22 protein-coding genes and 1 pseudogene are annotated in these 23,848 nt (G+C 74.9%); 12 read left to right on the top strand and 11 right to left on the bottom strand.

Features of this window, described 5'->3' with window-relative positions; genetic code table 11:
- Positions 1 to 2: 2 nt before the first annotated feature.
- Together secA and ACI769_RS11115 are read left to right on the top strand one after the other, a co-directional pair.
- Positions 3 to 2,499: pseudogene (gene secA, locus ACI769_RS11120) on the top strand (preprotein translocase subunit SecA); the annotation flags it as partial.
- A 224-nt stretch (positions 2,500 to 2,723) separates the two neighbouring features.
- Entirely contained in the window at positions 2,724 to 3,068 is a 345-nt protein-coding gene (locus ACI769_RS11115) for an SEC-C metal-binding domain-containing protein (protein WP_409141619.1), read from the top strand.
- 146 nt (positions 3,069 to 3,214) lie between these two features.
- On the opposite strand, the gene ACI769_RS11110 is transcribed toward ACI769_RS11115, so the two are convergent.
- Positions 3,215 to 3,805, bottom strand: a complete 591-nt coding sequence (locus tag ACI769_RS11110) for an Rv3235 family protein (RefSeq protein WP_409141586.1) — start codon at positions 3,803 to 3,805, stop codon at positions 3,215 to 3,217.
- Positions 3,806 to 3,833: 28 nt separating this feature from the next.
- Complete coding sequence (locus ACI769_RS11105) at positions 3,834 to 4,952, bottom strand: LysM peptidoglycan-binding domain-containing protein (RefSeq protein WP_409141585.1); 1,119 nt, start codon at positions 4,950 to 4,952, stop codon at positions 3,834 to 3,836.
- A 167-nt stretch (positions 4,953 to 5,119) separates the two neighbouring features.
- On the opposite strand from ACI769_RS11105, the gene ACI769_RS11100 reads away from it, so the two are divergent.
- Positions 5,120 to 5,659, top strand: a complete 540-nt coding sequence (locus ACI769_RS11100) for a hypothetical protein (RefSeq protein ID WP_085388697.1) — start codon at positions 5,120 to 5,122, stop codon at positions 5,657 to 5,659.
- Between the two features lie 92 nt (positions 5,660 to 5,751).
- Here the strand turns inward: ACI769_RS11100 and ACI769_RS11095 are convergent, their stop codons facing one another.
- A complete protein-coding gene (locus ACI769_RS11095; RefSeq protein ID WP_061269161.1) occupies positions 5,752 to 5,967 on the bottom strand; it encodes a helix-turn-helix domain-containing protein in 216 nt (71 codons plus the stop codon).
- A 125-nt stretch (positions 5,968 to 6,092) separates the two neighbouring features.
- Between ACI769_RS11095 and ACI769_RS11090 the strand changes: the two genes are divergently transcribed.
- From ACI769_RS11090 to ACI769_RS11080, 3 genes are read left to right on the top strand one after another with little or no spacing between them, the layout of a single operon-like run.
- A complete protein-coding gene (locus ACI769_RS11090) occupies positions 6,093 to 6,794 on the top strand; it encodes a hypothetical protein (RefSeq protein ID WP_409141584.1) in 702 nt (233 codons plus the stop codon).
- The gene (locus ACI769_RS11085) at positions 6,791 to 8,167 is read left to right on the top strand and encodes a CpaE family protein (RefSeq protein ID WP_409141583.1); all 1,377 of its coding nucleotides are present in this window, start codon (positions 6,791 to 6,793) and stop codon (positions 8,165 to 8,167) included. Before ACI769_RS11090 ends, ACI769_RS11085 begins: the two co-directional genes overlap by 4 nt.
- A gap of 4 nt (positions 8,168 to 8,171) precedes the next feature.
- Positions 8,172 to 8,702 (top strand): DUF6912 family protein, encoded by a 531-nt coding sequence (locus tag ACI769_RS11080; protein WP_409141582.1) that lies wholly within the window; start codon positions 8,172 to 8,174, stop codon positions 8,700 to 8,702.
- 58 nt (positions 8,703 to 8,760) lie between these two features.
- Here ACI769_RS11080 and hisN read toward each other — a convergent pair whose 3' ends face one another.
- The 4 genes from hisN to ACI769_RS11060 all read right to left on the bottom strand — a co-directional run bounded on the left by hisN (position 8,761) and on the right by ACI769_RS11060 (position 12,739).
- Entirely contained in the window at positions 8,761 to 9,555 is a 795-nt protein-coding gene (hisN, locus tag ACI769_RS11075; protein ID WP_137281202.1) for a histidinol-phosphatase, read from the bottom strand.
- A gap of 58 nt (positions 9,556 to 9,613) precedes the next feature.
- The gene (gene rsgA, locus ACI769_RS11070; RefSeq protein WP_114553729.1) at positions 9,614 to 10,681 is read right to left on the bottom strand and encodes a ribosome small subunit-dependent GTPase A; all 1,068 of its coding nucleotides are present in this window, start codon (positions 10,679 to 10,681) and stop codon (positions 9,614 to 9,616) included.
- Complete coding sequence (gene aroA, locus ACI769_RS11065; protein WP_137281203.1) at positions 10,681 to 12,030, bottom strand: 3-phosphoshikimate 1-carboxyvinyltransferase; 1,350 nt, start codon at positions 12,028 to 12,030, stop codon at positions 10,681 to 10,683. Before aroA ends, rsgA begins: the two co-directional genes overlap by 1 nt.
- An 82-nt stretch (positions 12,031 to 12,112) precedes the next feature.
- On the bottom strand, positions 12,113 to 12,739 hold the full coding sequence (locus tag ACI769_RS11060; protein WP_061269166.1) for a DoxX family membrane protein: 627 nt from the start codon (positions 12,737 to 12,739) through the stop codon (positions 12,113 to 12,115).
- 313 nt (positions 12,740 to 13,052) lie between these two features.
- On the opposite strand from ACI769_RS11060, the gene ACI769_RS11055 reads away from it, so the two are divergent.
- Both ACI769_RS11055 and rsrA read left to right on the top strand, forming a co-directional pair.
- A complete protein-coding gene (locus ACI769_RS11055; RefSeq protein ID WP_082774795.1) occupies positions 13,053 to 13,784 on the top strand; it encodes a sigma-70 family RNA polymerase sigma factor in 732 nt (243 codons plus the stop codon).
- The gene (gene rsrA, locus ACI769_RS11050) at positions 13,781 to 14,116 is read left to right on the top strand and encodes a mycothiol system anti-sigma-R factor (protein WP_021483111.1); all 336 of its coding nucleotides are present in this window, start codon (positions 13,781 to 13,783) and stop codon (positions 14,114 to 14,116) included. Before ACI769_RS11055 ends, rsrA begins: the two co-directional genes overlap by 4 nt.
- A 110-nt stretch (positions 14,117 to 14,226) precedes the next feature.
- On the opposite strand, the gene ACI769_RS11045 is transcribed toward rsrA, so the two are convergent.
- Positions 14,227 to 14,301: a 50S ribosomal protein bL37 gene (locus ACI769_RS11045; RefSeq protein ID WP_099052597.1), complete on the bottom strand. Its 75-nt coding sequence runs from the start codon at positions 14,299 to 14,301 to the stop codon at positions 14,227 to 14,229.
- Positions 14,302 to 14,533: 232 nt separating this feature from the next.
- Between ACI769_RS11045 and ACI769_RS11040 the strand changes: the two genes are divergently transcribed.
- From ACI769_RS11040 to ACI769_RS11030, 3 genes are read left to right on the top strand one after another with little or no spacing between them, the layout of a single operon-like run.
- Entirely contained in the window at positions 14,534 to 15,463 is a 930-nt protein-coding gene (locus ACI769_RS11040; protein ID WP_137281204.1) for a DUF4097 family beta strand repeat-containing protein, read from the top strand.
- Positions 15,463 to 16,062, top strand: coding sequence for a PadR family transcriptional regulator (locus tag ACI769_RS11035; RefSeq protein WP_076405974.1), 600 nt, complete (start codon positions 15,463 to 15,465; stop codon positions 16,060 to 16,062). The genes ACI769_RS11040 and ACI769_RS11035 overlap by 1 nt, the downstream gene beginning before the upstream one ends.
- 50 nt (positions 16,063 to 16,112) lie before the next feature.
- Positions 16,113 to 16,916 (top strand): hypothetical protein, encoded by an 804-nt coding sequence (locus tag ACI769_RS11030; RefSeq protein ID WP_137281205.1) that lies wholly within the window; start codon positions 16,113 to 16,115, stop codon positions 16,914 to 16,916.
- A 78-nt stretch (positions 16,917 to 16,994) separates the two neighbouring features.
- Here ACI769_RS11030 and ACI769_RS11025 read toward each other — a convergent pair whose 3' ends face one another.
- The gene (locus ACI769_RS11025) at positions 16,995 to 17,618 is read right to left on the bottom strand and encodes a GDSL-type esterase/lipase family protein (protein WP_031316757.1); all 624 of its coding nucleotides are present in this window, start codon (positions 17,616 to 17,618) and stop codon (positions 16,995 to 16,997) included.
- An 88-nt stretch (positions 17,619 to 17,706) separates the two neighbouring features.
- Positions 17,707 to 18,621 carry an aldose 1-epimerase family protein gene (locus ACI769_RS11020; RefSeq protein ID WP_409141581.1) on the bottom strand — a complete coding sequence of 305 codons (915 nt, stop codon included), beginning with the start codon at positions 18,619 to 18,621 and terminating at the stop codon, positions 17,707 to 17,709.
- Positions 18,622 to 18,729: 108 nt separating this feature from the next.
- Here ACI769_RS11020 and ACI769_RS11015 point away from each other — a divergent pair, with 108 nt between their 5' ends.
- Entirely contained in the window at positions 18,730 to 19,725 is a 996-nt protein-coding gene (locus ACI769_RS11015; protein ID WP_043655897.1) for an aldo/keto reductase, read from the top strand.
- A 186-nt stretch (positions 19,726 to 19,911) separates the two neighbouring features.
- Here ACI769_RS11015 and ACI769_RS11010 read toward each other — a convergent pair whose 3' ends face one another.
- Positions 19,912 to 23,739 (bottom strand): multifunctional oxoglutarate decarboxylase/oxoglutarate dehydrogenase thiamine pyrophosphate-binding subunit/dihydrolipoyllysine-residue succinyltransferase subunit, encoded by a 3,828-nt coding sequence (locus ACI769_RS11010; protein ID WP_409141580.1) that lies wholly within the window; start codon positions 23,737 to 23,739, stop codon positions 19,912 to 19,914.
- Between the last annotated feature and the right edge of the window lie 109 nt (positions 23,740 to 23,848).

Here is a 23,848-nt window from a genome sequence, read left to right as displayed (position 1 = left end):
GCGTGCCTTCGATCCTCGACAAGGTCCTTCGCATCGGCGAGGGCCGGATCCTCAAGAAGCTGTCCGGCATCGCCGACCAGGTGAACAAGCTCGAGCCCGGCTTCGAGGATCTCACCGACGAGGAGCTGCGGGAGGAGACCGACCGCTTCAAGGCGCGCCTCGAGGCGGGCGAGACCCTCGACGACCTGCTCCCCGAGGCGTTCGCCGCGGTGCGCGAGGCATCGCGACGCACGCTCGGCCAGCGGCACTTCGACGTCCAGCTCATGGGCGGCGCGGCGCTGCACCTCGGCAACATCGCCGAGATGAAGACCGGTGAGGGCAAGACCCTCGTCGCGACGACGGCCGCGTACCTCAACGCGCTCGAGGGCAAGGGTGTCCACGTCGTCACGGTGAACGACTACCTGGCGAAGTACCAGTCCGAGCTCATGGGCCGCGTGTACCGCTTCCTCGGCCTGTCGACCGGCGTCATCCTGTCCGGCCAGACGCCGGCGCAGCGGCGCGAGCAGTACGCCGCCGACATCACGTACGGGACGAACAACGAGTTCGGCTTCGACTACCTGCGCGACAACATGGCGTGGTCCACGGACGACCTCGTGCAGCGCGGCCACAACTTCGCGATCGTCGACGAGGTCGACTCGATCCTCATCGACGAGGCGCGCACGCCGCTCATCATCTCGGGCCCGGCCTCGGGCGACACGAACCGCTGGTTCGGCGAGTTCGCCAAGGTCGTGCGCCGTCTCAACCCCGGGACGGACTACGAGGTCGACGAGAAGAAGCGCACGGTCGGCGTGCTCGAGCCCGGCATCGAGAAGGTCGAGGACTACCTCGGCATCGACAACCTGTACGAGTCGCTCAACACGCCGCTCATCGGGTTCCTCAACAACGCCATCAAGGCGAAGGAGCTCTTCAAGCGCGACAAGGACTACGTCGTGCTCAACGGCGAGGTCATGATCGTCGACGAGCACACGGGCCGCATCCTGCCCGGCCGCCGGTACAACGAGGGCATGCACCAGGCCATCGAGGCCAAGGAGGGCGTGCAGATCAAGGCGGAGAACCAGACGCTCGCCACGATCACGCTCCAGAACTACTTCCGCCTGTACTCCAAGCTCGCGGGCATGACCGGTACCGCCGACACCGAGGCGGCCGAGTTCCAGGGCACCTACAAGCTCGGCGTCGTGCCGATCCCGACGAACCGCCCGATGCAGCGCGTCGACCAGCCCGACCTCGTCTACAAGAACGAGGAGGGCAAGTTCGACGCCGTCGTCGCGGACATCGTCGAGCGCCACGCCCAGGGCCAGCCGGTGCTCGTCGGCACGACGAGCGTCGAGAAGTCGGAGCTCCTGTCGTCCAAGCTGAAGAAGCAGGGCGTCCCGCACGAGGTCCTCAACGCGAAGCAGCACGAGCGTGAGGCGGCGATCGTCGCGCTCGCGGGCCGCAAGGGCGCCGTGACGGTCGCGACGAACATGGCCGGCCGCGGTACGGACATCATGCTCGGCGGCAACGCCGAGTTCATGGCGGTCGCGGACCTCGCGGCGCGCGGCCTGGACGCGGCGGAGAACCCGGAGGAGTACGAGGCCGCCTGGCCCGACGCGCTGGAGAAGGCGAAGGCCGCGGTCGCCGCAGAGCACGACGAGGTCCGCGAGCTCGGCGGTCTCTACGTCCTCGGCACGGAGCGGCACGAGTCGCGCCGTATCGACAACCAGCTCCGTGGTCGTTCCGGCCGTCAGGGCGACCCGGGCGAGTCCCGGTTCTACCTGTCCATGCAGGACGACCTCATGCGCCTGTTCAACTCGACGCTCGCCGAGTCGATGATGAACCGCGCCGGGTTCCCCGACGACGTGCCGCTCGAGTCGAAGATGGTCACGCGCGGCATCGCGAGCGCGCAGGGCCAGGTCGAGTCGCGCAACTTCGAGATCCGCAAGAACGTCCTCAAGTACGACGACGTCCTCTCGCGCCAGCGCACCGTCATCTACGACGAGCGCCGCCGCGTGCTCGAGGGCGAGGACCTGCAGGAGCAGGTGCAGCACTTCCTCACCGACGTGGTCACCGCGTACGTCGAGGGCGCCACGGCCGAGGGGAACCCGGAGAGCTGGGACCTCGAGGGGCTGTGGACTGCGCTCAAGGCGGTGTTCCCCATCTCCATCACGGTGGACGAGGTCGTGGAGCAGGCCGGCGGCGAGACGCGACTCACGAGCGAGATGCTGCTCGAGGAGATCCTCTCGGACGCCCGCATCGCCTACCACAACCGCGAGGAGCAGCTCGGCGCGGCGAACATGCGCCAGCTCGAGCGTCGCGTGACGCTCTCGGTCCTCGACCGCAAGTGGCGCGAGCACCTCTACGAGATGGACTACCTCAAGGAGGGCATCGGGCTGCGCGCGATGGCGCAGCGCGACCCGCTGGTCGAGTACCAGCGCGAGGGCTTCCAGCTCTTCCAGGCGATGACCGAGGCCATCAAGGAGGAGACGGTCGGGTACCTCTTCAACCTCGAGGTCAAGGTCGCCGAGCCGGGCGCGGCCACGGGCCAGGCGCCGGCGATCTCCGTCGCGGGTGCGGCGCAGGCCGCGCAGTCGGCCGCGGGTCAGGCGCTCGGCGGCGCGGCGGGTGCCGCGTCGGCGGGTGCGGCGGCCGGTCTCGCGGCGGCGGCGCAGCGCGACGCGGCTCCGACGCAGGACGCGCCCGTCGACGGCGCCCCCGTCGCGGACGAGCCGGTCGAGGACGCCTCCGTGGAGGACGCGCCCGTCGAGGACGCGCCGGTCGCGCCGGAGCCGGTGGCGGCACGTGCCGCGGCCGAGGGCCCGGGCGGCGACCGCCCCGGCACGCTCATCGCGAAGGGCCTCGACGGCCCCGACCGCCAGGTCCCGCTGTCGTACACCGCCCCGAGCGAGGACGGCACGGGTCAGGCCGTGGTGTCGGGCGACGCGGGCCGACGCTCGCGCCGCGCGCTGCACGGCGAGGCGGCGGCGGTCGAGAGCGACGGCCGGACCTTCCCGGGCACGCCCCGCAACGCGCAGTGCCCGTGCGGCTCCGGCAAGAAGTACAAGGTCTGCCACGGCCAGAACGAGGCCTGACCGGGCACCCGTCCGCCGGGTGCCCTGACGACGACGGCGAGGCGTCCACCTGCGGGTGGGCGCCTCGCCGTCGTCGTACCCGGCCAGGAAGGCCGTCGGGGGTGTCGGGTCCGGAAGGGCGTCGTCGTGCCCGGTCCGGGAAGGGCTCAGCCGATCTCGAGCGCGACCACGCGCCAGGCTCCGCGGCGCGCCTCCAGCCGCGCCGCGGCGGCGCGGACCCGGTCCCCGTCCTGGACGACGACCGTCCCCTCGGCGACGCCGTCGCCGATCCGCAGGACCCGTGCGCGGCGGACGGTGACCGGGCGGGCCGGGGTCTCGCCGGGGCCGTCTGCGACGAGCCGGGCGCGCCGGGCGAGCGCCTCGTAGATCTCCGGCGACACCCACCGCGCGAGCTGTCCGACCGTGCGCTCGCCCCGGACGACCTCGACCGCAGCCCGGACCACGGCGCAGCACAGCGCGGTCGGGTCCGGCAGCGGCACGGGCGTCGTCGGGCGCCCGAGGGGGCGACCCCGGACGACGTGCTGCGGCGCGCGGGCCGTGGTCGGGTCGGTCACGTCGACCGTGGCGACGGTCGGGTCGCCGAGGCACCGGAGGAGCCGCGCCGGTGGGGCGAACGGGACGCTCGTCGAGCGGAGCGGGCGGAGCGTGGCCCCGCTCGTGGGAGGGGCCGTCGGTGCGGCCGCGGGTGTCACTGTGGCGACCGGGGCGTGCGCGCCGGCCAGCAGGGGAGCGGTCATGGTGGGGCTCCTTCGAGGTCGGCTGGGGTCAGGCGGACGGCGCGACGAGGACCTGGCCCGGCCGGACGAGGTCGGGGTCCGCGCCCACGACGTGGGCGTTCGTGGCGTACCAGCGCTCCACCGCCTCCGCGACCTGCCCGTCGGTGGACCCCGCGGGCAGGTGCCGGGCGGCGATCGACCACAGCGAGTCGCCGCGCACGACGACCACCTCCGGCGCGGTCTCCGGACCGGGCACGTCGCGCGTCACGGCCAGCGCCGCGTCGCGCTGGCGGGCGGCGTCCGACGAGGCCCCCTCCGCGGCGACCGTCGGTCCCGCGGCGCCGGAGGCCTCCGTTCCCTGGCCGACGACGCCCGCCCCGGGGGCGTGCGACCCTCCGGAGCCCGCGGGGTCTCCCGCATCAGCGCTTTCGGCGCTGGTCGACGGCGGCGCGACGGTCGCCGCGGAGGTGGCACCCTGCGAGCGGTGGGGGTCCGGCGACGTGCCGGCGTCCCCCAGCACCCCGGAGGGCGGCACCGAAGACGGCAGCACCGAGGTGACCGGCGCGGGCTGGCCTGGCGCGGCGTCCGCCCGGGTGCGCGACGGACCGCCGGAGCCCGTCGTGGAGCCGTCCGCCGTGGCGGACGAGGCGCCGGGGGTCGCCCGGGACGTCGAAGCTGCCCTCTCCGACGCGCCGTTCCCCGACGCCGTGCCCTCGCCCCCGGCGACGGCACCGCTGGGTCGCCACCCGAGATCGACGGCGACGACGCCCGGGTCGTCCGCCGGGGCGGCCGCGTGCGCCGTCCCGCCGGCGACGAGCAGGCCCGCGCCGACGGTGGCGCCGACGGCGGCGCGCGCCGCGTGCCGGACGACGGCCGGCGCCGCGCGGCGCAGGAGGCGTTCTCCCGTCGTCCAGGACCGTCCGGCGGCCTCGGCAGCCACGCAGGCCAGCGCGACGAGCGCGCTGAGCGCGACCCAGAGGGCGACCAGCGCGCCCACCGACACCGCGCCGAGCTCCACCCAGGACTCGACGCGGTGCGTCGGGAGCGCGTCGACGAGGTGCAGCGCCCGGAGCGACAGGACGGTCGTCGCGCCGCCCAGGACGAGGACGAGCGCAAGGAGGGCGAGCAGACCCCCGGCTCGTCGGGATCCAGCAGTACCCCGGTCCATCGTTGCCCCCTGCCTGCCGTCGCGCGCTCGACAGCGTTTGGTGTCGTTTGGTGTCGTTTGATGGCGACACATTGATCTAAGCGTGCAGGATCGACGCCTGTCCAGGCCCGTCCCGTGATGTGGACGACGGAGGGTCGGGTGCGGTGGCACCCCGCTACGGTGTGCCGATGCGATGGGACGCCCTGTTCGACGACCTCGCGGCGCAGCTCGCCGCGGCGGAGTCGCAGGACCGCGTCGCCGCGGTCGCCGACCTGACCCGGGCGGAGCACGCGACGGTGCTCCTCACCGAGCGGCTGCGCGCCGCGCCGGGGCCCGTGACGCTCGAGCTCCGCGACGCGTCGGCGGTGACCGGCGAGGTGCGGGAGGTCGCGCAGGAGTGGGCGCTGGTCGTCGACGGCCGCCGGCAGCACCTCGTCCCCCTGGACGCCGTGGTCGCGGTGCGGGGTCTCGGGCGGCACGCCGACCCGCCGCGCTCGTCCCGGTCGGCGACGCTCGGCCTCGGGCACGCGCTGCGCGCGCTCCAGCGGGACCGGAGACCGGTCCAGGTGCGGACGGCCGCCGGGTCCTACTCCGGGTGGGTCGCCCGGGTGGGGAAGGACCATCTCGACCTCGAGCCGTCGCCCGGCAGCACTCACGGCGCCCGGGTGGTCCGCTGGTCGGCCGTCGTGTGCGTCAGCGAGGCGGAGACGGGGTACGTACCGAGGTGAGCGCGCGGCAGGGGGAGCCGGGGGAGCAGGGACGCCGTCGCACGACGGCGTGGGGACGCGGCACGGGTCGGCGGAGGCGCGACGGCGTGCCGTCAGCCGTCGAAGTCGCCCGCCTCGATGCGCTGGCGCGTCTGCGCGTACATGCGCTGGATGTACGCCTCGAGCTCGCTCACCTCGACCCGCCACTGGCCGCGACCGCCCACCTGGATCGCGGGCAGCTCTCCCGACCGGACGAGCGCGTACGCCTGCGCCGCCGAGATGTTGAGCTCGTCCGTGACGTCGGCGAGGGTGAGGAACCGCTGGGGCATGGCGTCAGTCTGGCACGCGCGCGCCCCGTCGAGGTGCTCGTCCACAGGCGCTGCCACGCGCCCCGCCGACCAGGGATCATGAAGCCGCGGCACGGGCGACGTGCCGACCACCGAGGGGGAGATGGATGACGACGACCGTGGAACGACCCGTCCCGGGGGCCGCGACGCCCCCGTCCGCCGCGCGGCTGCGGCGGCCGGGCTGGAAGGACCCGCGGCTGCTCGTGGGGGTCGTCGTGGTGGCGCTGTCGGTCGCGCTGGGGTCCTGGGCCGTGAGCAGCGCGAGCCGGACGGTCGCGGTGTACGCGGCCGGGACGCCGCTGACGCCCGGCACCACCGTCGGTGCGGCCGAGCTGCGCACAGTCGAGGTGCGGCTCGGCGCGCAGACCGACCGCTACCTGCTCGTCGAGGACGGGCTCCCGGACGAGGCGGTCGTCCTGCGGACGGTGTCCGCGGGCGAGCTCGTCCCGGCGACGGCGCTCGGCGCCGCCACCGACCTCGCGGTGCGGGCGGTCGCGGTGCCCGTGACGTCGGGCCTCTCGGAGCGGATCGTGGCCGGCGCCGACGTCGACCTCTGGCACGTCCCGGAGGCCGCCGCCGCACCGTCCCGGGACGTCGCGCAGGACGCCCCGGACGGACCGGGTGCCGTGCCGGAGATGCTCGTCGGCGGCGTCACGGTCGCGCAGGTCGACGAGGGCGAGGGCACGCTCGTGGTCGGCGGGCCGACGACGGTGCACCTGCTCGTCGAGGTCGATGACCTCCCCGCCGTGCTCGCCGCCGTCGCGGGGGAGGGCACCCTCGCGCTGGTCCCGGTCGGCGGTGCGGGGTGAGCGGCGCGACCACGGTCACGACGGTCCTGTGCGCGGTCCGCGGGGCGCGCGAGGCGGAGGTCGTCACGACGCTCGACGCGTCCGGGCTGCGGGTGACGCGGCGCTGCGCGGACGTCGTCGAGCTGCTCGCCGCGGCGGCCGCGGGGGCCGGGCGGGTCGCCGTCGTCTCGCACGACCTCCCGGCGCTGGACCGGCAGGCCGTGGCCGACCTGCACGCGCACGACGTCCGGGTCGTCGCGCTCGCCCCCGGGGGCACGTGGGAGGAGGACCGGCTGCGGGCCCACGGGGTGGACACCGTGGTGGACGTGGACCGGTCCCCGGGCACCCTGTGCGAAGCAGTCCGGGCGGTCGTGCCGGCGCGCACCGGGCACGCGGGCCCGCCCGGAGCGCCCGCCCGCGTCCCGGCGCCCGTGCCGGCCGACGGCGAGGGCGACCGGCGCGACGGCCGGACCGTCGCCGTCTGGGGCCCGACCGGGGCGCCGGGCCGCACGACCGTCGCGACGAACCTCGCGGTCGAGCTCGCGGGCCCGGCACCCGCGGGGCGGCCCCGGCGGCACCGCGCCGCACGCCGCGCGCGAGAGGTCGACGCGACTGCCACGGCCGCCGTCGGGCCTCCGGCCGAGGTGCTGCTCGTCGACGCGGACACGTACGGCGGGACGGTCGCGCAGCGCCTCGGGCTGCTCGACGAGTCCCCGGGGCTCGCCGCCGCGGCCCGCAGCGCCGGTCAGGGCGTGCTCGACGCCGCGGGCCTCCGCGCGCTGGCCCCGGTGCTCGTGCCCCGGGTCCGCGTCCTCACGGGCCTCGCCCGGGCGGCGCGCTGGCCCGAGCTGCCGGGCCCGTCGCTCGACGCGGTGTGGCAGGTGGCGCGGTCGGTCGCGGACTGGACCGTCGTCGACTGCGGCTTCGGCATCGAGCAGGATGAGCTGCTCAGCTACGACACCCGCGCCCCGCAGCGCCACGACGCGACGCTCAGCGCGCTGGGCGCCGCGGACGTCGTCGTGGTCGTGGGCGGCGGGGACCCGGTCGGGCTGCAGCGCCTCGTCCGCGCGCTCGACGAGCTGGGAGACTCCGGGGCGGCGGTCGCCGCGGCCCGGGTCGTCGTCGTGAACCGGGCGCGGGCGAGCGTCGTCGGGCCACGGCCCGAGCGCGCGGTGCGCGACGCGATGGCGCGGTACGCCGGCGTCGAGGACCTGCACGTCGTCCCGGAGGACACCGCCGTCGACGTGGCCCTCCGGGAAGGGAGGACGCTCGGCGAGACCACCCCGGCGAGCCCTGCCCGGCGCGCGCTGGCCCGGCTCGCGGAGGCGGTGCGGGAGGCCGCCCCGTCCGGGCGTGGTGCGGCGCCCGGTCCGGTGCTCGAGGCGGCACACTGAACCCATGCGCATCTATCTCCCCGCGACGCTCGACGAGCTCGACGCCGTCACCGTGACCGCCGACGCCGCCCGCTGGACCGTCGCCCCGCGCGGCGCCCACGCCGTGACCGCCGCGCTGACGCGTGCGCTGCCCGACGAGGACGAGGAGGGCCTCGAGTACGCGGCGGCGCTCGAGGCGGCGGACGACTCGCTCGCGCTCGTCGCATCACGCCCGGACGCGCCGCGGCAGCGGCTCGTCGTCACGCTCGAGGTGCCCGACGGCGCGGTCCAGGTCGTGGGGGCCGAGGACTCCGACGACGAGGACGCGCCCGCCCCGAGCGCCGTCGAGGTGCTGCGCACGGTGCCCGACGTCGCGATCGTGTGCGTGCACGTCGACGAGCCGGAGGCGGTCGCGGACGTCGAGGCCGTGCTCGCCGCGGCGGACGACGACGGTCCCGACGCGGACGCGGCGCTCGACGCGGCCATCGAGCGCGTGGGCGAGCGCGACCTGCTCTGGTACGACTGGTCCGAGCTCAAGGAGGTGCCGCGCGGCTGAGACCGGGGCGAACCCGGGGCGGACCGAACCTGGGACGCCGCAGGGGTGACGGGCCCCGTCAGCCCAGGCGGCCCAGCACCTCGTCGTGCAGCAGGCCGTTCGTCGCGACGGCGTTCCCGCCCCACGGGCCGTCGGCGCCGTCGAGCGACGTGAACCGCCCGCCCGCCTCGGTGACGATCGGCACGAGCGCGGCCATGTCGTAGAGCTCGAGCTCGGGCTCGGCGGCCGCGTCGACCGCGCCCTCGGCGACGAGCATGTACGACCAGAAGTCGCCGTAGCCGCGCGTGCGCCACGCGCCGCGCATGAGGTCGAGGAACGGCTCGAGCTTCCCGCGCTCCTCCCAGCCGTCGAGCGACGCGTAGGCGAGCGACGCGTCGGACCACGACGAGACGCCCGAGACGTGCAGGCGCGACGCGGCGGCGAGCGACTTGCCCGTCCACGCGCCGGTGCCCTTCGCAGCCCACCAGCGGCGGCCGAGCGCGGGCGCGGACACCAGCCCGACGACGACCTCGTCGCCGTCGGCGAGCGCGATGAGCGTGGCCCACACGGGCACGCCGCGCACGAAGTTCTTCGTCCCGTCGATCGGGTCGACGATCCAGCGGCGGGCGCCGTGGCCGGTCTCGCCGTACTCCTCGCCCACGATCGCGTCGCGGCCGCGGGCCCGGCCGAGCTGGCCGCGGATGATCTCCTCGGCCGTCCGGTCCGCGTCGCTCACGGGCGTCGAGTCGGGCTTGGACTCGACGTGCAGGTCGAGCGCCTTGAAGCGCGACAGGGTGTGGGCGTCGACCTGGTCGGCGATCACGTGGGCGAGGCGCAGGTCGTCGTCGTAGCCGCGCGTCGAGGGGGGCGTCATGGCTCACACCGTAGCGGTGCGCGCACGGGCCGGGGGAGGCGCCGCGCGGGGTGCGGGCTCAGGCGGCGCCGGTGCGCGAGGCGAGCACGCGCCGGAACGACTCGAGCCGCGCCGCGCGGGCGTCGCGGGTGGCGTCGTCGGGGGAGTCCGCCACCCAGTCGTCGAGCGCGCAGTCCGGCGCGTCGTCGAGGTGGGTGCACCCGCGCGGGCACGCGGCGGCTACGGCGTCGAGGTCCTCGAACGCGCGCAGCAGGTGGTCGACCTGCACGTGCGCGAGCCCGAAGGACCGCACGCCGGGCGTGTCGATGACCCACCCGCCGCCCGGCAGGCGCAGCGCGACCGCCGAGGTCGACGTGTGCCGGCCGCGCCCCGTGACGTCGTTGACGTGCCCCGTCGCGCGCCGGGCGTCGGGCACGAGCGCGTTGACGAGCGTCGACTTGCCGACGCCCGAGTGCCCGACGAACACCGACGTGCGACCGGTCAGCGCCTCGCGGACGGCGTCGAGCGGCTCGATGGCCCAGCCGTCCGGCGCAAGGCCGTCGGGCGCGCGCCGCGTGACGACGACGGAGACGCCGAGCGGCTCGTACAGCGCGCGCAGCGGCGCCGGGTCGGCGAGGTCCGCCTTGGTGAGGCACAGCAGGACGTCCATGCCGGCGTCGTACGCGGCGACGACGCACCGGTCGATCATGCGCGTGCGCGGCTCCGGCTCGGCGAGGGCGGTGACGACGACGAGCTGGTCCGCGTTCGCGACGATGACGCGCTCGTACGGGTCGGTGTCGTCGGCGGTGCGACGCAGCACCGACGACCGCTCCTGGATGCGGACGATGCGCGCGAGCGAGCCGTCGTCCCCGGTGACGTCGCCGACGAGGTCGACGCGGTCCCCGCACACGATCCGCGTGCGCCCGAGCTCGCGCGCCTTCATCGCGAGGACCGTGCGCTCGTCCTCGGCGCCGACGACCGTCCCGTCGTCGGTCCCGCCCACGAGCAGCGTGTACCGGCCCCGGTCCACGCCCGTGACGAACCCGGTCACCGCGTCCGCGTGCTCGGGGCGCTGCTTGGTGCGCGGGCGGCTGCCGCGCTTGCCGGGGCGCGAGCGGAAGTCGGACTCGTCCGGGACGCGGGCCATCAGCGGGCCGCCGCCCCCGAGCCGCCGAGCATCCGCTCCCACATGCCCGCGAAGCCGGGGAGCGTCTTGGCCGTCGTCGCGACGTTCTCGACGCCGACGCCCGGCACGCGCAGCCCGATCACGGCGGCCGAGGTCGCCATCCGGTGGTCGTGGTAGGTGCGGAAGACGGCGCCGTGCAGGGGGCGCGGCGTGACGACGAGCCCGTCGCGCGTCTCCTCGGCCTGCCCGCCGAGGCGCGTGATCTCGGCCGCGAGCGCGGCCAGGCGGTCGGTCTCGTGCCCGCGCAGGTGCGCGATGCCGCGCAGGCGGCTGGGCCCGTCGGCGAGGGCCGCGAGAGCGGCGATCGTGGGGGCGAGCTCGCCGGCGGCGTGCAGGTCCACGTCGACGCCGCGCACCTCGCCCGTGCCCGTCACGGTGAGCACGTCGCCGTCGAGGGACGACGTGGCGCCCATGGTCTCGAGCAGCTCGGGGACCATCGCGCCGGGCTGCGTGGTCGCCGTCGGCCAGCCGGTGACGCGCACGGTGCCCCCGGCGACGAGCGCGGCCGCGAGGAACGGCGCGGCGTTCGACAGGTCGGGCTCGACCTGCACGTCGCGCGCCGCGATCGGCCCCGGCTCGACGCGCCAGATCGCCGGGCGCGAGTCGTCGACGACGACCCCGACCTCCCGCAGGACCTCCACCGTCATCTCGATGTGGGGCATGCTCGGCAGCGTGTGCCCGACGTGCCGGACCGTGAGGCCCTGGTCGTAGCGCGCCGCCGCGAGGAGCAGCCCGGAGACGAACTGGCTCGACGCCGACGCGTCGATGTCGACGGACCCGCCGCGGACCCGGCCGCGCCCGCGCACGGTGAACGGGAGCGTCGTGGGCAGGCTGGGGCCGTCGTCGCCCGCGACCGGGACGTCCAGCGCGCTGAGCGCCGCCACGACCGGGCCCATGGGCCGCACCCGCGCGCCCTCGTCGCCGTCGAACCGCACCGCGCCGTCCGCCAGCGCCGCGACCGGCGGGAGGAAGCGCATGACCGTCCCGGCGAGGCCGCAGTCGACGTCGACCGGTCCGCGCAGGGCGCCGGGCGTCACGTGCAGCTCGGTCGGCGACGCGCCCTCCTCGATCCCGACGCCCAGCGCGCGCAGCGCCGCGATCATGAGGTCGGCGTCGCGGCTGCGCAGCGCGCCGCGCAGCGTCCCGGGGCCGTCGGCGAGCGCGGCGAGCACGAGCAGCCGGTTCGTCAGCGACTTCGACCCCGGGACCTCGACCGTCGCGTCGAGCGGCCCCCGCGCCGTGGGCGCGACCCAGGCGTCGGCCGGGGCGGGGGACGGTGCGTCAGTGGGCGCGGAGGGCTGCGTCGTCATGGCGTCCAGGCTAGTGGAGCGTCGCCGCCCGACGGCGGCCGGTCCCGCCGGGCGGACGGGCGCGGCCGTGCGGTGCGACGCGTCAGGCGACCTTGGCGCGGACGGCGGCCCCGGCGTCGTGCACGGCGCCCGCGGTGCTGCTCGCGGCGTGCTGCGCGGCGTCCTGGGCGGCCTTCGCGGCGCGGCGAGCCGAGCGCGACACGTCCTTCGCCGTGCTCTTCGCTCCCGCGACGACGGCCTCCTGCTTCGCCTGCTTGGCGAGCGCGAGGTCGTGCCGCGCCCGCTCGAGACGCCACTGGACGCCCGGGCGGCCCTCGTAGTCGGCGCCCGCGATGAGCGCGGCCCCGATGGCCCCGACGTTCGCGACGAACTTCCGCGTCCGCTCGGTGCGCGTGGCCTCGCCGCCCGTGAACGGCTGGTTGACGACGGCGAGCGGGACCGTGAGCGCGGCGAGCGTGAGCGCGGCGGTCCGGGGCGCCTTGCCGACGGCGAGGCACAGGCCCGCGACCGCCGTCGCCGCGCCGTGGGCGCGCACGAGCGTCGTCACCTGCCGCTCGCTCAGGGTGGCCTCGATGCCGACGCGCTTCTCGACGAGCTCGACGCCCGCGCGCGCGGCCCGCACGTGCTCCGCCGGCTTGAGCGCGGCCTGGACCCCGTCGTAGACGAACCACGAGGCCAGCATGGGCCTCGCGAGGTGACGCAGCAGCATCGGTTCTCTCCTCATCGCTGGTGACTCGCCGGTGCCCTGGGCGGGCGTCCTCCGGTGGGTCCCAGCCTGCCGCGCCCCCCGGGACGGCGCCACCCGCGGCGGTGCCCGGGCCGGGAATGCCCGGGGGCGCTCGCGGGTTGCACCCCTCGTGACCGCCCTGCTCCAGACTCCTGCACCCGCCGCCCGGGTCGCGTCGCCGACCCCGGGGTCTCCGGCGCCGGACGCCGCGTTCGCCGCCGCGTGGTCGGTGCCGGGCCGTGCGCGGGGCGCCTCATCGAACACCCAGACGAACGGGGGACTAGGCTCGTTGTTGATGACAGAGCGAATCTCCGGCAGCGACGTCTCCGGCAGCCCTGCGACGACGTCGGGAACGACGCCGGACGACGGTGCGCCCGCCGGCACGACGCTGCCCGCCGACGCGACGGACGCCGAGGACACGAACCGGGCCCCGGAGGCCGAGAGCGACGCCGCGCGCGCCGCCCGGTTCGAGCGGGACGCCCTGCAGTACCTCGACCAGCTGTACTCCGCCGCGCTGCGGATGACGCGCAACCCCTCGGACGCCGAGGACCTGGTGCAGGAGACGTTCGCGAAGGCGTTCGCGGCGTTCCACCAGTACCGCCCGGGCACGAACCTCAAGGCGTGGCTGTACCGGATCCTCACGAACACGTTCATCAACACGTACCGCAAGAAGCAGCGCGAGCCGCAGCAGGCGCAGACGGACGACGTCGAGGACTGGCAGATCGCGCGCGCGGCGTCGCACACGTCGCAGGGCCTGCGCTCGGCCGAGGCGGAGGCGCTCGACCGCCTGCCGGACTCGGATGTCAAGCGCGCGCTCCAGGAGCTCCCCGAGGACCGGCGCATGGTCGTGTACTACGCCGACGTCGAGGGCTTCCCGTACAAGGAGATCGCGGAGATCATGGGGACACCGATCGGCACGGTCATGTCCCGCCTGCACCGAGGCAGGCGCCAGCTGCGCGAGCTGCTGGCCGACTACGCCGCGAGGCGAGGACTGGTGGGCGCGAAGAGCCCCGGAGGTGAGTCGTGAGCACGTCAGAGACCCGTGAGCCCGGACGGGGTCCGGTCGAGGAGCCGGTGACCCCGATCCCGCACTCGACCGCGGGCGAGTCCGAGTGCGAGCACGCGCTCACGCACCTGTACGAGTACCTGGACTCCGAGATGACGCCCGACGACGAGCTGCGCATGCGCCAGCACGTCGCGCACTGCTCGCCGTGCCTGGCCGAGCTGAGCGTCGAGGAGCTCGTCAAGCAGCTCGTGCGCCGCTCGTGCCACGAGAAGGCGCCGGCAGGGCTGCGGGAGCGCATCCACACGCAACTCACCGTGATGGTCACGACGACGACGGTCGTCGAGACCCGCTGAACCGGGCCCTTGGGCCAGCCCCGAGGGTCTGCGCGCACGAGAGAGGGCCCGGACCGACGACGTCGGTCCGGGCCCTCTCCCGTGCTCCCCCTCGCGGGGGCTGCGCCGTCTCAGGCGTTGGGGCGCTTGCCGTGGTTCGCGGCGTTGCCCTTGCGGCTGCGACGCTTGCGTCCGCGCTTGCTCATGGTGTTCTCCTGACGGTCGGGGAGTGCTGCCGGTCTCGGCGGTTCTCGACGGGTGTCGACGTGGAACGACCGGTCTCGGCGTGTCCAGTCCGTCTCCCATGGTCCCACACGCGACCCCTTGTCACGGTCGAGCACGCGATATATCGTGTCTGGCGGAACGAGATATATCGCGAGTGCCTGCCCGGCCGTCCTGGTCGACCCGGCGCGCGCGGCGACCAGGACGGAGCGCGGGATGACGCAGGGGCTCTGGACCCTCACCGGTCCGCAGGCCATCGACCTCGCGCTCGTGCGCCGGCTCGACGCGACGATGATCGGCGGGCGCATCGACGTCGTCGCGCACGAGGACCCGGCACGGACCGACGCGCGCGTCGAGGTGCACTCGGTGAGCGGGCGCGCGCTCGAGGTGCGGCTCGACGGGGCGACGCTCCGGGTGGGCTACGGCCCGTTCGAGGCGGGCTGGAAGGGCTTCCTCGAGCGCTTCCGCACGTACACCGGCAAGGACGCCGCGGAGGTCCACGTCGCCGTCCCGGCGGGCGCGCAGGTCGAGGTCGCGACCGTGCAGGGCGAGGCGCTCGTCGCGGGCGCCCGCGAGGGCGTGCGGCTCGCGACCGTGTCCGGCGCCGTCATGACGAGCCGGACCCGCGGCCCGCTGCGCGTCGACACCGTCTCCGGCGAGGTCGCCGCGAGCGAGCACGACGGCCCGGTCCGGATGGAGTCCGTCTCCGGCGGCCTCACCGCGACGGGTGCCCTGCGCTCGCTGCGGCTCGACTCGGTCTCCGGCTCCGTGACCGTGGACACGCGCACGACGCCGGACGAGATCACGGTGAGCGCCGTCTCCGCCGACGTGCTCGTGCGCCTGCCCGACCCGGACGCGATGGACTACGCCGTGCGCTGCCTCAGCGGCCGGCTCGTCGTCGACGGCGAGGAGCAGCGCGGGTCCGCGCGCCCCTTCCACCGCGCGGCGCGGCTCGGCGCGGGCGCGCCCGTCCGCGTCTCGGCCGTCTCGGGCGACGTCACGGTCCTGCGGGGGACGGCCGGGACGTCGTCCGCCCCGGTCGATGCGCCCCCGGTGCAGGACGCGGCCCCGGACGCCCCGGCGTGGGGCAGCCCCGGTGCGCCCGCCGGGCGACCGGCCTCCACGAGCGGCCCGGTGGACCGCTGATGGCCACCGTCTTCGCCCACGGCCAGCTCCGGCTCTACCTGCTCGCGCTCCTCGCGTCCGGCCCCAAGCACGGGTACGAGCTCATCACCGAGCTCTCCGAGCGGTTCGGGGGCACGTACCGCCCGAGCGCCGGGACGATCTACCCGCGCCTCGCGCGGCTCGAGGACGAGGGCCTGGTCCACCGCAGCGCCGACGGGCGCAAGACGACGTACGAGCTGACCCCCGCGGGGCGCGCCGAGATCGAGGCGCGGCGCGCGGACGTCGCGGCGCTCGAGCACGGCATCGCCGAGACGGTGCGCCAGCGCGCCGAGGCGCTGCGCGCCGACGTACAGGGCTCCCTGCGGGGGCTGCGCGCCGAGCTCGCCGCCGCCGCCCAGACGGCGCGCGCCCGCCCGCGCGACGGCGAGCACGACACCCGCCGTCGCGAGTCGACCGCGCGCCGAGCCGAGGCGGAGGCCGTGCTGCAGCGCTTCCGCGACGAGCTCCGCGCGGACCTGCGCCGGGCGGACGCGACCGGCGGGGTGCCCGAGCTGACGGTCGACACGCTGCGCACCGTGCTCGACAGCGCGCGCCGGGCCGTGCGGTCCACCCTGCCCTGACGTCCCGAGACCACCGACCACGCACCAGAGAACCGAACGAGGAGAAGCGCATGAGCACCGAGTCCTGGGTCATCAACGCCCCCCGGAGCGTCGACGTCGCGGACGTCCGGCGCGTCGTCGTCCAGCTCACGGACGGGTCGGTCGACGTCGTCGCCGACCCCGGCCGCGAGAGCGGGGCGCACCTCGACGTGAGCGAGGTGTCCGAGCGCCCGCTGCAGGTGAGCGTGCACGACGGCGAGCTGCGCGTCGGGTACGACTTCGCCGGCATCGAGGGCCTCGTCGACCGCGCGAGGGGCCTGCGCGACAAGGACCGCGCCGTCGTGCGGGTCACCGTGCCCGCGAGCGTCCCGCTCAAGGTGACGACCGCGCGCGCCGCGGCGACCGTCGTCGGGACGCGGGCGGACGTGTCCGTCACGACCGGGACCGGCGCCGTCCGCGTCCAGGGCGTCTCGGGCACGGCGTCGGTCCGCACGGCCACCGGCTCCGTCGACGTCGGCGAGCACGTCGGCGACGTCCACGTGACCACCGCGTCCGGCACCGTCACGCTCGGCGGCACGCTCGGGCGCGTGTCGGTCAGCACCGTGACGAGCGGCGTCGAGGTCGTCGCGCGCGAGAGCACCCCGCTCGTCGACGCGCGCACGGTCTCGGGCGACGTGGCCGTGCGCCTCGGCGCCGGCTCGGCCGTGAACCTCAAGGCCCGCAGCGTCACCGGCAAGGCCGTGCTCGACGGCGTGCGGCTCGACTCCAGCGCGCAGCGCACGACGTCCGTCGACCACGTCGACCAGCACGGCGCGGGCGGCGCCTACGTGTCGGCGAGCACCGTCTCGGGCGACCTCACGGTCTCGCGCGGCTGAGCGGTACCGCCCCGACGGCGAGGGGGAGGCGTGGTCCGCGACCACGCCTCCCCCTCGCTCGTGCGTCCCTGCGCGGGCTCAGACGGTGTCGTCGGGCAGCCCGAGCCACGCGTGCCAGCCGGTGTGCAGCACGAGCCACGCCATGAGCCCGTAGCCCGCCTGGCCGGGGAAGCCGTTCCCGCTCTGCGCGAGGTCGGCGAGCCACTGCTCGTGCGTGACGAGCGGGCTGAACGTGTCGACGTAGGGGACGCGGCGCCGGTTCGCGACGTCCGAGAACGCGTGGGACAGCTCCGCGAGGCGCTCCGCGTCCTGCGCGTGGCCCGGCGGCGGCCCGACGACGAACGTCGGCAGGCGGTGGGACTCCGCGACGTCGAGCACGTTCGCGAGGTTGAGGCGCGAGCGCGCGACCGACAGCCCCGCGTCGAGGTCGTGGCGGCCGAGGCCGATGACGAGGCGGTTGTCGACGTCCGGCTCGGGGGAGAACCGGCGCGCGGTCTCCGCCTCCCAGCGCTGGCTGAGCGCCGTCGTCGTCTCGCCGGGGATGGCGAGCGGGAACACGTACGCCGGCTGGGGGAAGCGCGTGCGCGCGACGACGCGCCCCGCCCACCCCAGGGCCTTCGCGTCGCCGACGCCGGCGCTCAGCTCGTCGCCGACGACGCAGATCCGTACCTCACGACTCACCGCGTCTTCCACGAGCGCCATTCTCCCCGACGCGGGCCGCGCGGGTCGATCCGAGCCGGTGCGGACGGCGTGTCGACCCGCGCGGGGGTCGCCGCGGCGCCCGGACGCCTCAGGCCAGCGTCGCTCCCCAGGTCACCTCGTGGGACGCCCCGGGCTCGAGCCGGACGAGGCGCTCACCCGTGCGGAACGCGTCCGCGACGCAGCTCATCGGCTCGGCGGCGACGCCGGTGCGGCGGAACGCGACGTCGCCGACGTGGTCGCCCGTGCAGACCTGCCACGTGTCCATCGAGCCGTCCATCCACACGGCGGCCGTGCGGCCGTCGGGCGCGGTGAGGCGGATCCAGGACAGCCCGTCCTCGTCGCGCAGGACGTCGACGTACGCGTCGTCGAGGTCGACGCCCGCGAGCAGGCGCGGCTCGCGCAGGTCGAACGTGCCGGCGGCGGGCTCGGTGCCGGTCGGCAGGAGCCGCTCGTCGGTCGTGACACGCGTCGCGGCGTCCAGGCGCAGCGTGCACGCGTCGAGGTCCGCGCCGTCCGCCGAGAGCCACGGGTGGAAGCCGACGCCGTACGGCGCGGTCGCCGTGCCGACGTTCGTCGTGCGGACGTGGACGCGCAGCCCCGCGTCGTCGAGCGAGTACGTCACGCGCGCGACGAGGTCGAACGGGTAGCCGGGGGACGGCGGCAGGTGCAGCTCGAGCGTCGCGCGCGCGGCCTCGTGCTCGACGACCGTCCAGCGCTGCCAGCACGCGAGGCCGTGCAGCGCGGTCCCGCGGTCCGGTTCCGAGATCGGGACCTGGTACGTCGTGCCGTCGACCGTGTACTGCCCGTCGCGCAGCCGGTTGGGCCAGGGGAGCAGGACGGCGCCGTTGAACGCGGGCGACACCTCGTCCTCGCCGAAGGGCGTGAAGACCGGCCGGCCCCCCACCGCGTACTCGCGGACGGCCGCTCCGACCTCGGTGATCGTCGCTGCGTGGTCGCCGTGGGCGATGCGGACCTGGGCTCCTGAGGGGGCATGGGTGTTCACGCTCACATACGGTACTCGGCGTGCGCGGGTGCGCGATGCGCCCACGCCCGTCAGACTCGGTGCCCGGGTGTGTCTTCCGGCGCACCCGACGCAGCACGAGGAGGAACGATGGAACGACAGGTGCTCGGGCGGACGGGACGGCTCGTCTCGGTCGTCGGACTGGGAACCTGGCAGCTCGGCGCCGACTGGGGCGACGTGAGCGAGGACGACGCGCGCGCCGTCCTCGACGCCTCCGCGCAGGCCGGCGTGACGTTCTTCGACACCGCGGACGTCTACGGCGACGGGCGCAGCGAGCAGATCATCGGCTCCTACCTCGCCGACAACCCCGGCCACGGGATCACGGTCGCCACGAAGATGGGCCGCCGGGAGCCGCAGGACGCCGACAACTACACGCTCGCCAAGTTCCGCGAGTGGGTCGACCGCTCGCGCCGCAACCTGCGGACCGACCGGCTGGACCTCGTGCAGCTGCACTGCCCGCCGACCGCCGTCTACTCGCGCGACGAGGTCTACGACGGCCTCGACACGCTCGTCGCCGAGGGTGCGATCGCGAGCTACGGCGTGAGCGTCGAGACCGTGGACGAGGCCCTCACGGCCATCGCGCGCCCCCACGTCGCCACGGTGCAGATCATCCTCAACGCGTTCCGGCTCAAGCCGCTCGACGCGGTGCTGCCCGCGGCGTCCGACGCCGGCGTCGGCGTCATCGCGCGCGTCCCGCTCGCGTCCGGGCTGCTGTCCGGGAAGTACACGAAGGACACGACGTTCGCCGCGGACGACCACCGCACGTACAACCGCGACGGCAGCGCGTTCGACGTCGGCGAGACGTTCTCGGGCGTCGACTTCGAGACCGGCGTCCAGGCGGCGGCCGAGTTCACCACGCTCGTGCACGACGTCGTCGGGCAGGACCTCACCCCGGCCCAGGTGGCCATCGCGTGGGTCTGGCAGCAGCCGGGCGTGTCGACCGTCATCCCCGGCGCGCGCAACGTCGAGCAGGCGCGGTCGAACGCCGCCGCGGGCGACGCCGACGTCCTCGGCCCGCTCTTCACCTCCGGCGTGCGCGAGATCTACGACCGCTACCTGCGCGAGAAGATCCACGACCGCTGGTAGTCCCGCGAGATCGACCCGCGCGTCGCCACGTCGGCCTCCTGAGGGCCGATCTCGGGCGCTCGGGTCGATCTCGCCGCTCCCCGTCGTGGCCCACGCGAGCCGCGCCGGCAGGCGACGGACGCACCGACGACGAAGGCCCCCTCCGTGCGGAGGGGGCCTTCGTCGTGCGCGGGTCGTGCGGGCCGGTCAGCGGGCGAACGCCTGCTCCAGCAGCACGGCCTGCTGCGCCTGGTGCTTCTTCGCCGTGCCGGCGGCCGTGGAGGCCGACGCCGGGCGCGAGACGACGCTCACGCGCGGCAGGTCCTCGGGCAGGTTGATGTGCACGAACGACCAGGCGCCCTGGTTCTCGGGCTCGTCCTGGACCCAGACGACCTCGGCGCCGGGGTACTTCGCGAGCTCGGCCCGGATGCCGTCGACGTCGAGCGGGTACAGCTGCTCGAGGCGGACCAGCGCCACGCCCTCGTCGCCGCGCTTGGCGCGCTCGGCGAGCAGGTCGTAGTAGACGCGGCCCGTGCACAGGAGCACGCGGTCGACCTTCGCCGGGTCGGCCGACGCGTCCGGGATCACCGGGCGGAACGTGCCGGTCGTGAAGTCCTCGACGCTCGACGCGGCGGCCTTGAGGCGCAGCAGCTGCTTCGGCGTGAAGACGATGAGCGGACGGCGCGGGCGCGCGTACGCCTGCCGGCGGAGCAGGTGGAAGTACGACGCCGGCGTGGACGGCTGCGCGACCGTCATGTTGTCCTCGGCAGCGAGCTGGAGGAAGCGCTCGATGCGCGCGGACGAGTGGTCCGGCCCCTGGCCCTCGTAGCCGTGGGGGAGGAGCATGACGACCGACGAGTACTGGCCCCACTTCTGCTCGGCGGACGAGATGAACTCGTCGATCACCGTCTGGGCGCCGTTGACGAAGTCGCCGAACTGCGCCTCCCAGAGCACGAGCGCGTCGGGGCGCTCGACCGAGTAGCCGTACTCGAACCCGAGCGCGGCGTACTCCGAGAGCGACGAGTCGTAGACCCAGAACTTCGCCTGGTCCGCCGACAGGTACAGCAGCGGCGTCCACTCGGCGCCCGTCTCGCGGTCGTGCAGGACGGCGTGACGCTGCACGAACGTGCCACGGCGCGAGTCCTGGCCGGCGAGGCGCACCGGGGTGCCCTCGACGAGGAGCGAGCCGAACGCGGCGAGCTCGCCGAAGCCCCAGTCGATGTTGCCCTCGACGGACATCTGCCGGCGCTTCTCGAGGAGCTGCGCGAGCTTCGGGTGGACGGTGAAGCCCTCCGGCGGCGCGACGTGCACCTGGCCGACGCGCTCGAGGACCGAGCGGTCGATCGCCGTCTTCCAGCCGACCATGGTGCCGGCGTCCTCGAGCTGGGACTCCGGGCGCTCGAGACCGGCGACCGGCTCGCGGTCCGCGGCGGGCGTGAAGCCGCCCTCCTTGGTCTCGGTGAAGACGCGCTCGAGCTGGGCCTGGTAGTCCTGGAGGACGTGCTCGGCCTCCTCGAGCGTGATGTCCCCGCGCGCGACGAGGTTCTCGGTGTACAGCTTGCGCACCGAGCGCTTCGCCTCGATGAGGTTGTACATGAGCGGCTGCGTCATCGAGGGGTCGTCGCCCTCGTTGTGACCGCGGCGGCGGTAGCAGATCATGTCGATGATCACGTCGCGGTCGAACTGCTCGCGGAACGCGAAGGCGAGCTCGGCGACGCGCACGCACGCCTCGGGGTCGTCGCCGTTCACGTGGAAGATCGGGACCTGGTAGCCCTTGGCGACGTCGGTCGCGTACGTCGTCGAGCGCGACGACGACGGGCCCGTGGTGAAGCCGACCTGGTTGTTGATGATGACGTGCACGGTGCCGCCGGTGCGGTAGCCGCGCAGCTGCGCGAGGTTGAGCACCTCGGGCACGACGCCCTGGCCCGCGAAGGCCGCGTCGCCGTGGATGAGGATCGGCAGCACGGAGAAGCCGTCGCCGCCCAGGTCGATGCGGTCCTGCTTGGCGCGCACGATGCCCTCGAGCACCGGGTCGACCGCCTCGAGGTGCGAGGGGTTCGCCGCGAGGTAGACCTTGGTCGTCGCGCCGGTCTCGGCCGTGAAGACGCCCTCGGTGCCGAGGTGGTACTTCACGTCGCCCGAGCCCTGGACGCTCTTCGGGTCGAGGTTGCCCTCGAACTCCGCGAAGATCTGCGCGTAGCTCTTGCCCGCGATGTTGGCGAGCACGTTGAGCCGCCCGCGGTGCGCCATGCCGATGCCGACCTCGTCGAGGCCGTTCTCGGCGGCCTTCGACAGGATCGCGTCGAGCAGCGGGATGAGCGCCTCGCCGCCCTCGAGCGAGAAGCGCTTCTGCCCGACGAACTTCGTCTGCAGGAACGTCTCGAACGCCTCGGCGGAGTTGAGGCGGCGCAGGATGCGGAGCTGGTCCTCGCGCGGCGTGCGCGCGTACCCGGACTCGAGGCGCTCCTGGAGCCACTTGCGCTGCGTGCGGTCGGCGAGGTGCATGTACTCCACGCCGACGGTGCGGCAGTAGGAGTCGCGCAGCAGGCCGAGGATGTCGCGCAGCGTCGACTTGGTGCGGCCGCCGAACCCGCCCGTGGGGAACGTGCGGTCGAGGTCCCACAGCGTCATGCCGTGGTTCTGGATGTCGAGGTCGCCGTGCTTGCGCTGGCGGTACGCGAGCGGGTCGGTGTCGGCCATGAGGTGGCCGCGCGAGCGGTAGGAGTGCACCAGCTCGGCGATCTTGGCGGGCTTGGCCGCCTCGATCTCGGCGTCCGTCGTGTTGTCGCGGACCCAGCGCACCGGCTCGTAGGGGATGCGCAGCGCGGCGAACACGCGGTCGTAGAAGCCGTCCTCGCCGAGGAGCTTCTGCGACAGGATGCGCAGGAACTCGCCCGACTGCGCGCCCTGGATGATGCGGTGGTCGTAGGTCGACGTGATCGTCAGGACCTTCGAGATGCCCAGGCGGGCGAGCCGCTCGGTCGAGGCGCCCGCGAACTCCGCGGGGTAGTCCATCGCGCCGACGCCGATGATCGTGCCCTGGCCCTGCATGAGGCGGGGCACGGAGTGCACGGTGCCGATGCCGCCCGGGTTGGTGAGCGAGATCGTGGTGCCCGCGAAGTCGTCGACGCCGAGCTTGCCGCCGCGCGCACGGCGCACGAGGTCCTCGTAGGCCGCCCAGAACTGGGCGAAGTCCATCGTCTCGGCCTTCTTGATGCTCGGCACGAGGAGCTGGCGCGAGCCGTCGGGCTTCGCCAGGTCGATCGCGAGCCCGAAGTTCACGTGCGCGGGCTGGTTGATCGCGGGCTTGCCCTCGATCTGCGTGTAGCTCGCGTTCATCACCGGCATGTCGGCCAGCGCCTCGACGAGCGCGAAGCCGATGAGGTGCGTGAACGAGATCTTGCCGCCGCGACCGCGCGCGAGGTGGTTGTTGATGACGATGCGGTTGTCGACCATGAGCTTGGCCGGCACCGCGCGCACCGACGTCGCCGTCGGCACCTGGATGCTGGCCTCCATGTTCGTCACGACGCGCGCGGCCGGGCCGCGGAGCTTCTGCACGTCGTCCGTGGCCTGGTCCTCGGGCGCGGGGGCGCCGGCGACCTTGCGCGCGGGCACCTGGGCGTACGGCGCCGTCGCGGGCTGGGCGGTCGCGACGGGGCGCGACGCGTGCACGGCCTCGACCGCGGCGTTGACCGCCGGGTCGGCCGGGAGCTTCGGCGGCTTGACGCGCTGCGCGGCCTCGGCGGCGGCCGAGCCGTCCGTCACGGCGGTCGGCGCCGCGGGTGCCGGCGCGGTGGGCGCCGCCGGAGCGGGCGAGCCGTTCGCCGCGGCCGGGCGGGACCCGTTCGCGGGTGCCGCGGCCGGGACGGACCCGTTCGAGGGCGCCGCCGGGGCGTCGCTCGTGGTGTCGGCGTCCGAGCGCTCCGCAGGGCGGTAGTCCTCGAAGAAGTCCCACCACGCGGGGTCTACCGCGTTCTTGTCCTGGAGGTACTGCTCGTACAGCTCGTCGACGAGCCACTCGTTCGCTCCGAACACGGAGCTTGCGTCGCTGATCGCCTCTGACTCAGCCTTCGGGGACACGCGAGGATCGCCCACTTTCACACACAGGTCGCTGTCGGTCACAGCCCGCGACCGTGGCACGACG

The sequence above is a fragment of the Cellulosimicrobium sp. RS genome, from assembly GCF_046159675.1.
GTDB classification, from domain to species: domain Bacteria; phylum Actinomycetota; class Actinomycetes; order Actinomycetales; family Cellulomonadaceae; genus Cellulosimicrobium; species Cellulosimicrobium funkei.
Note: the sequence above shows the minus strand (reverse complement) of the source record. Positions and strands in the feature narration are given on the sequence as shown.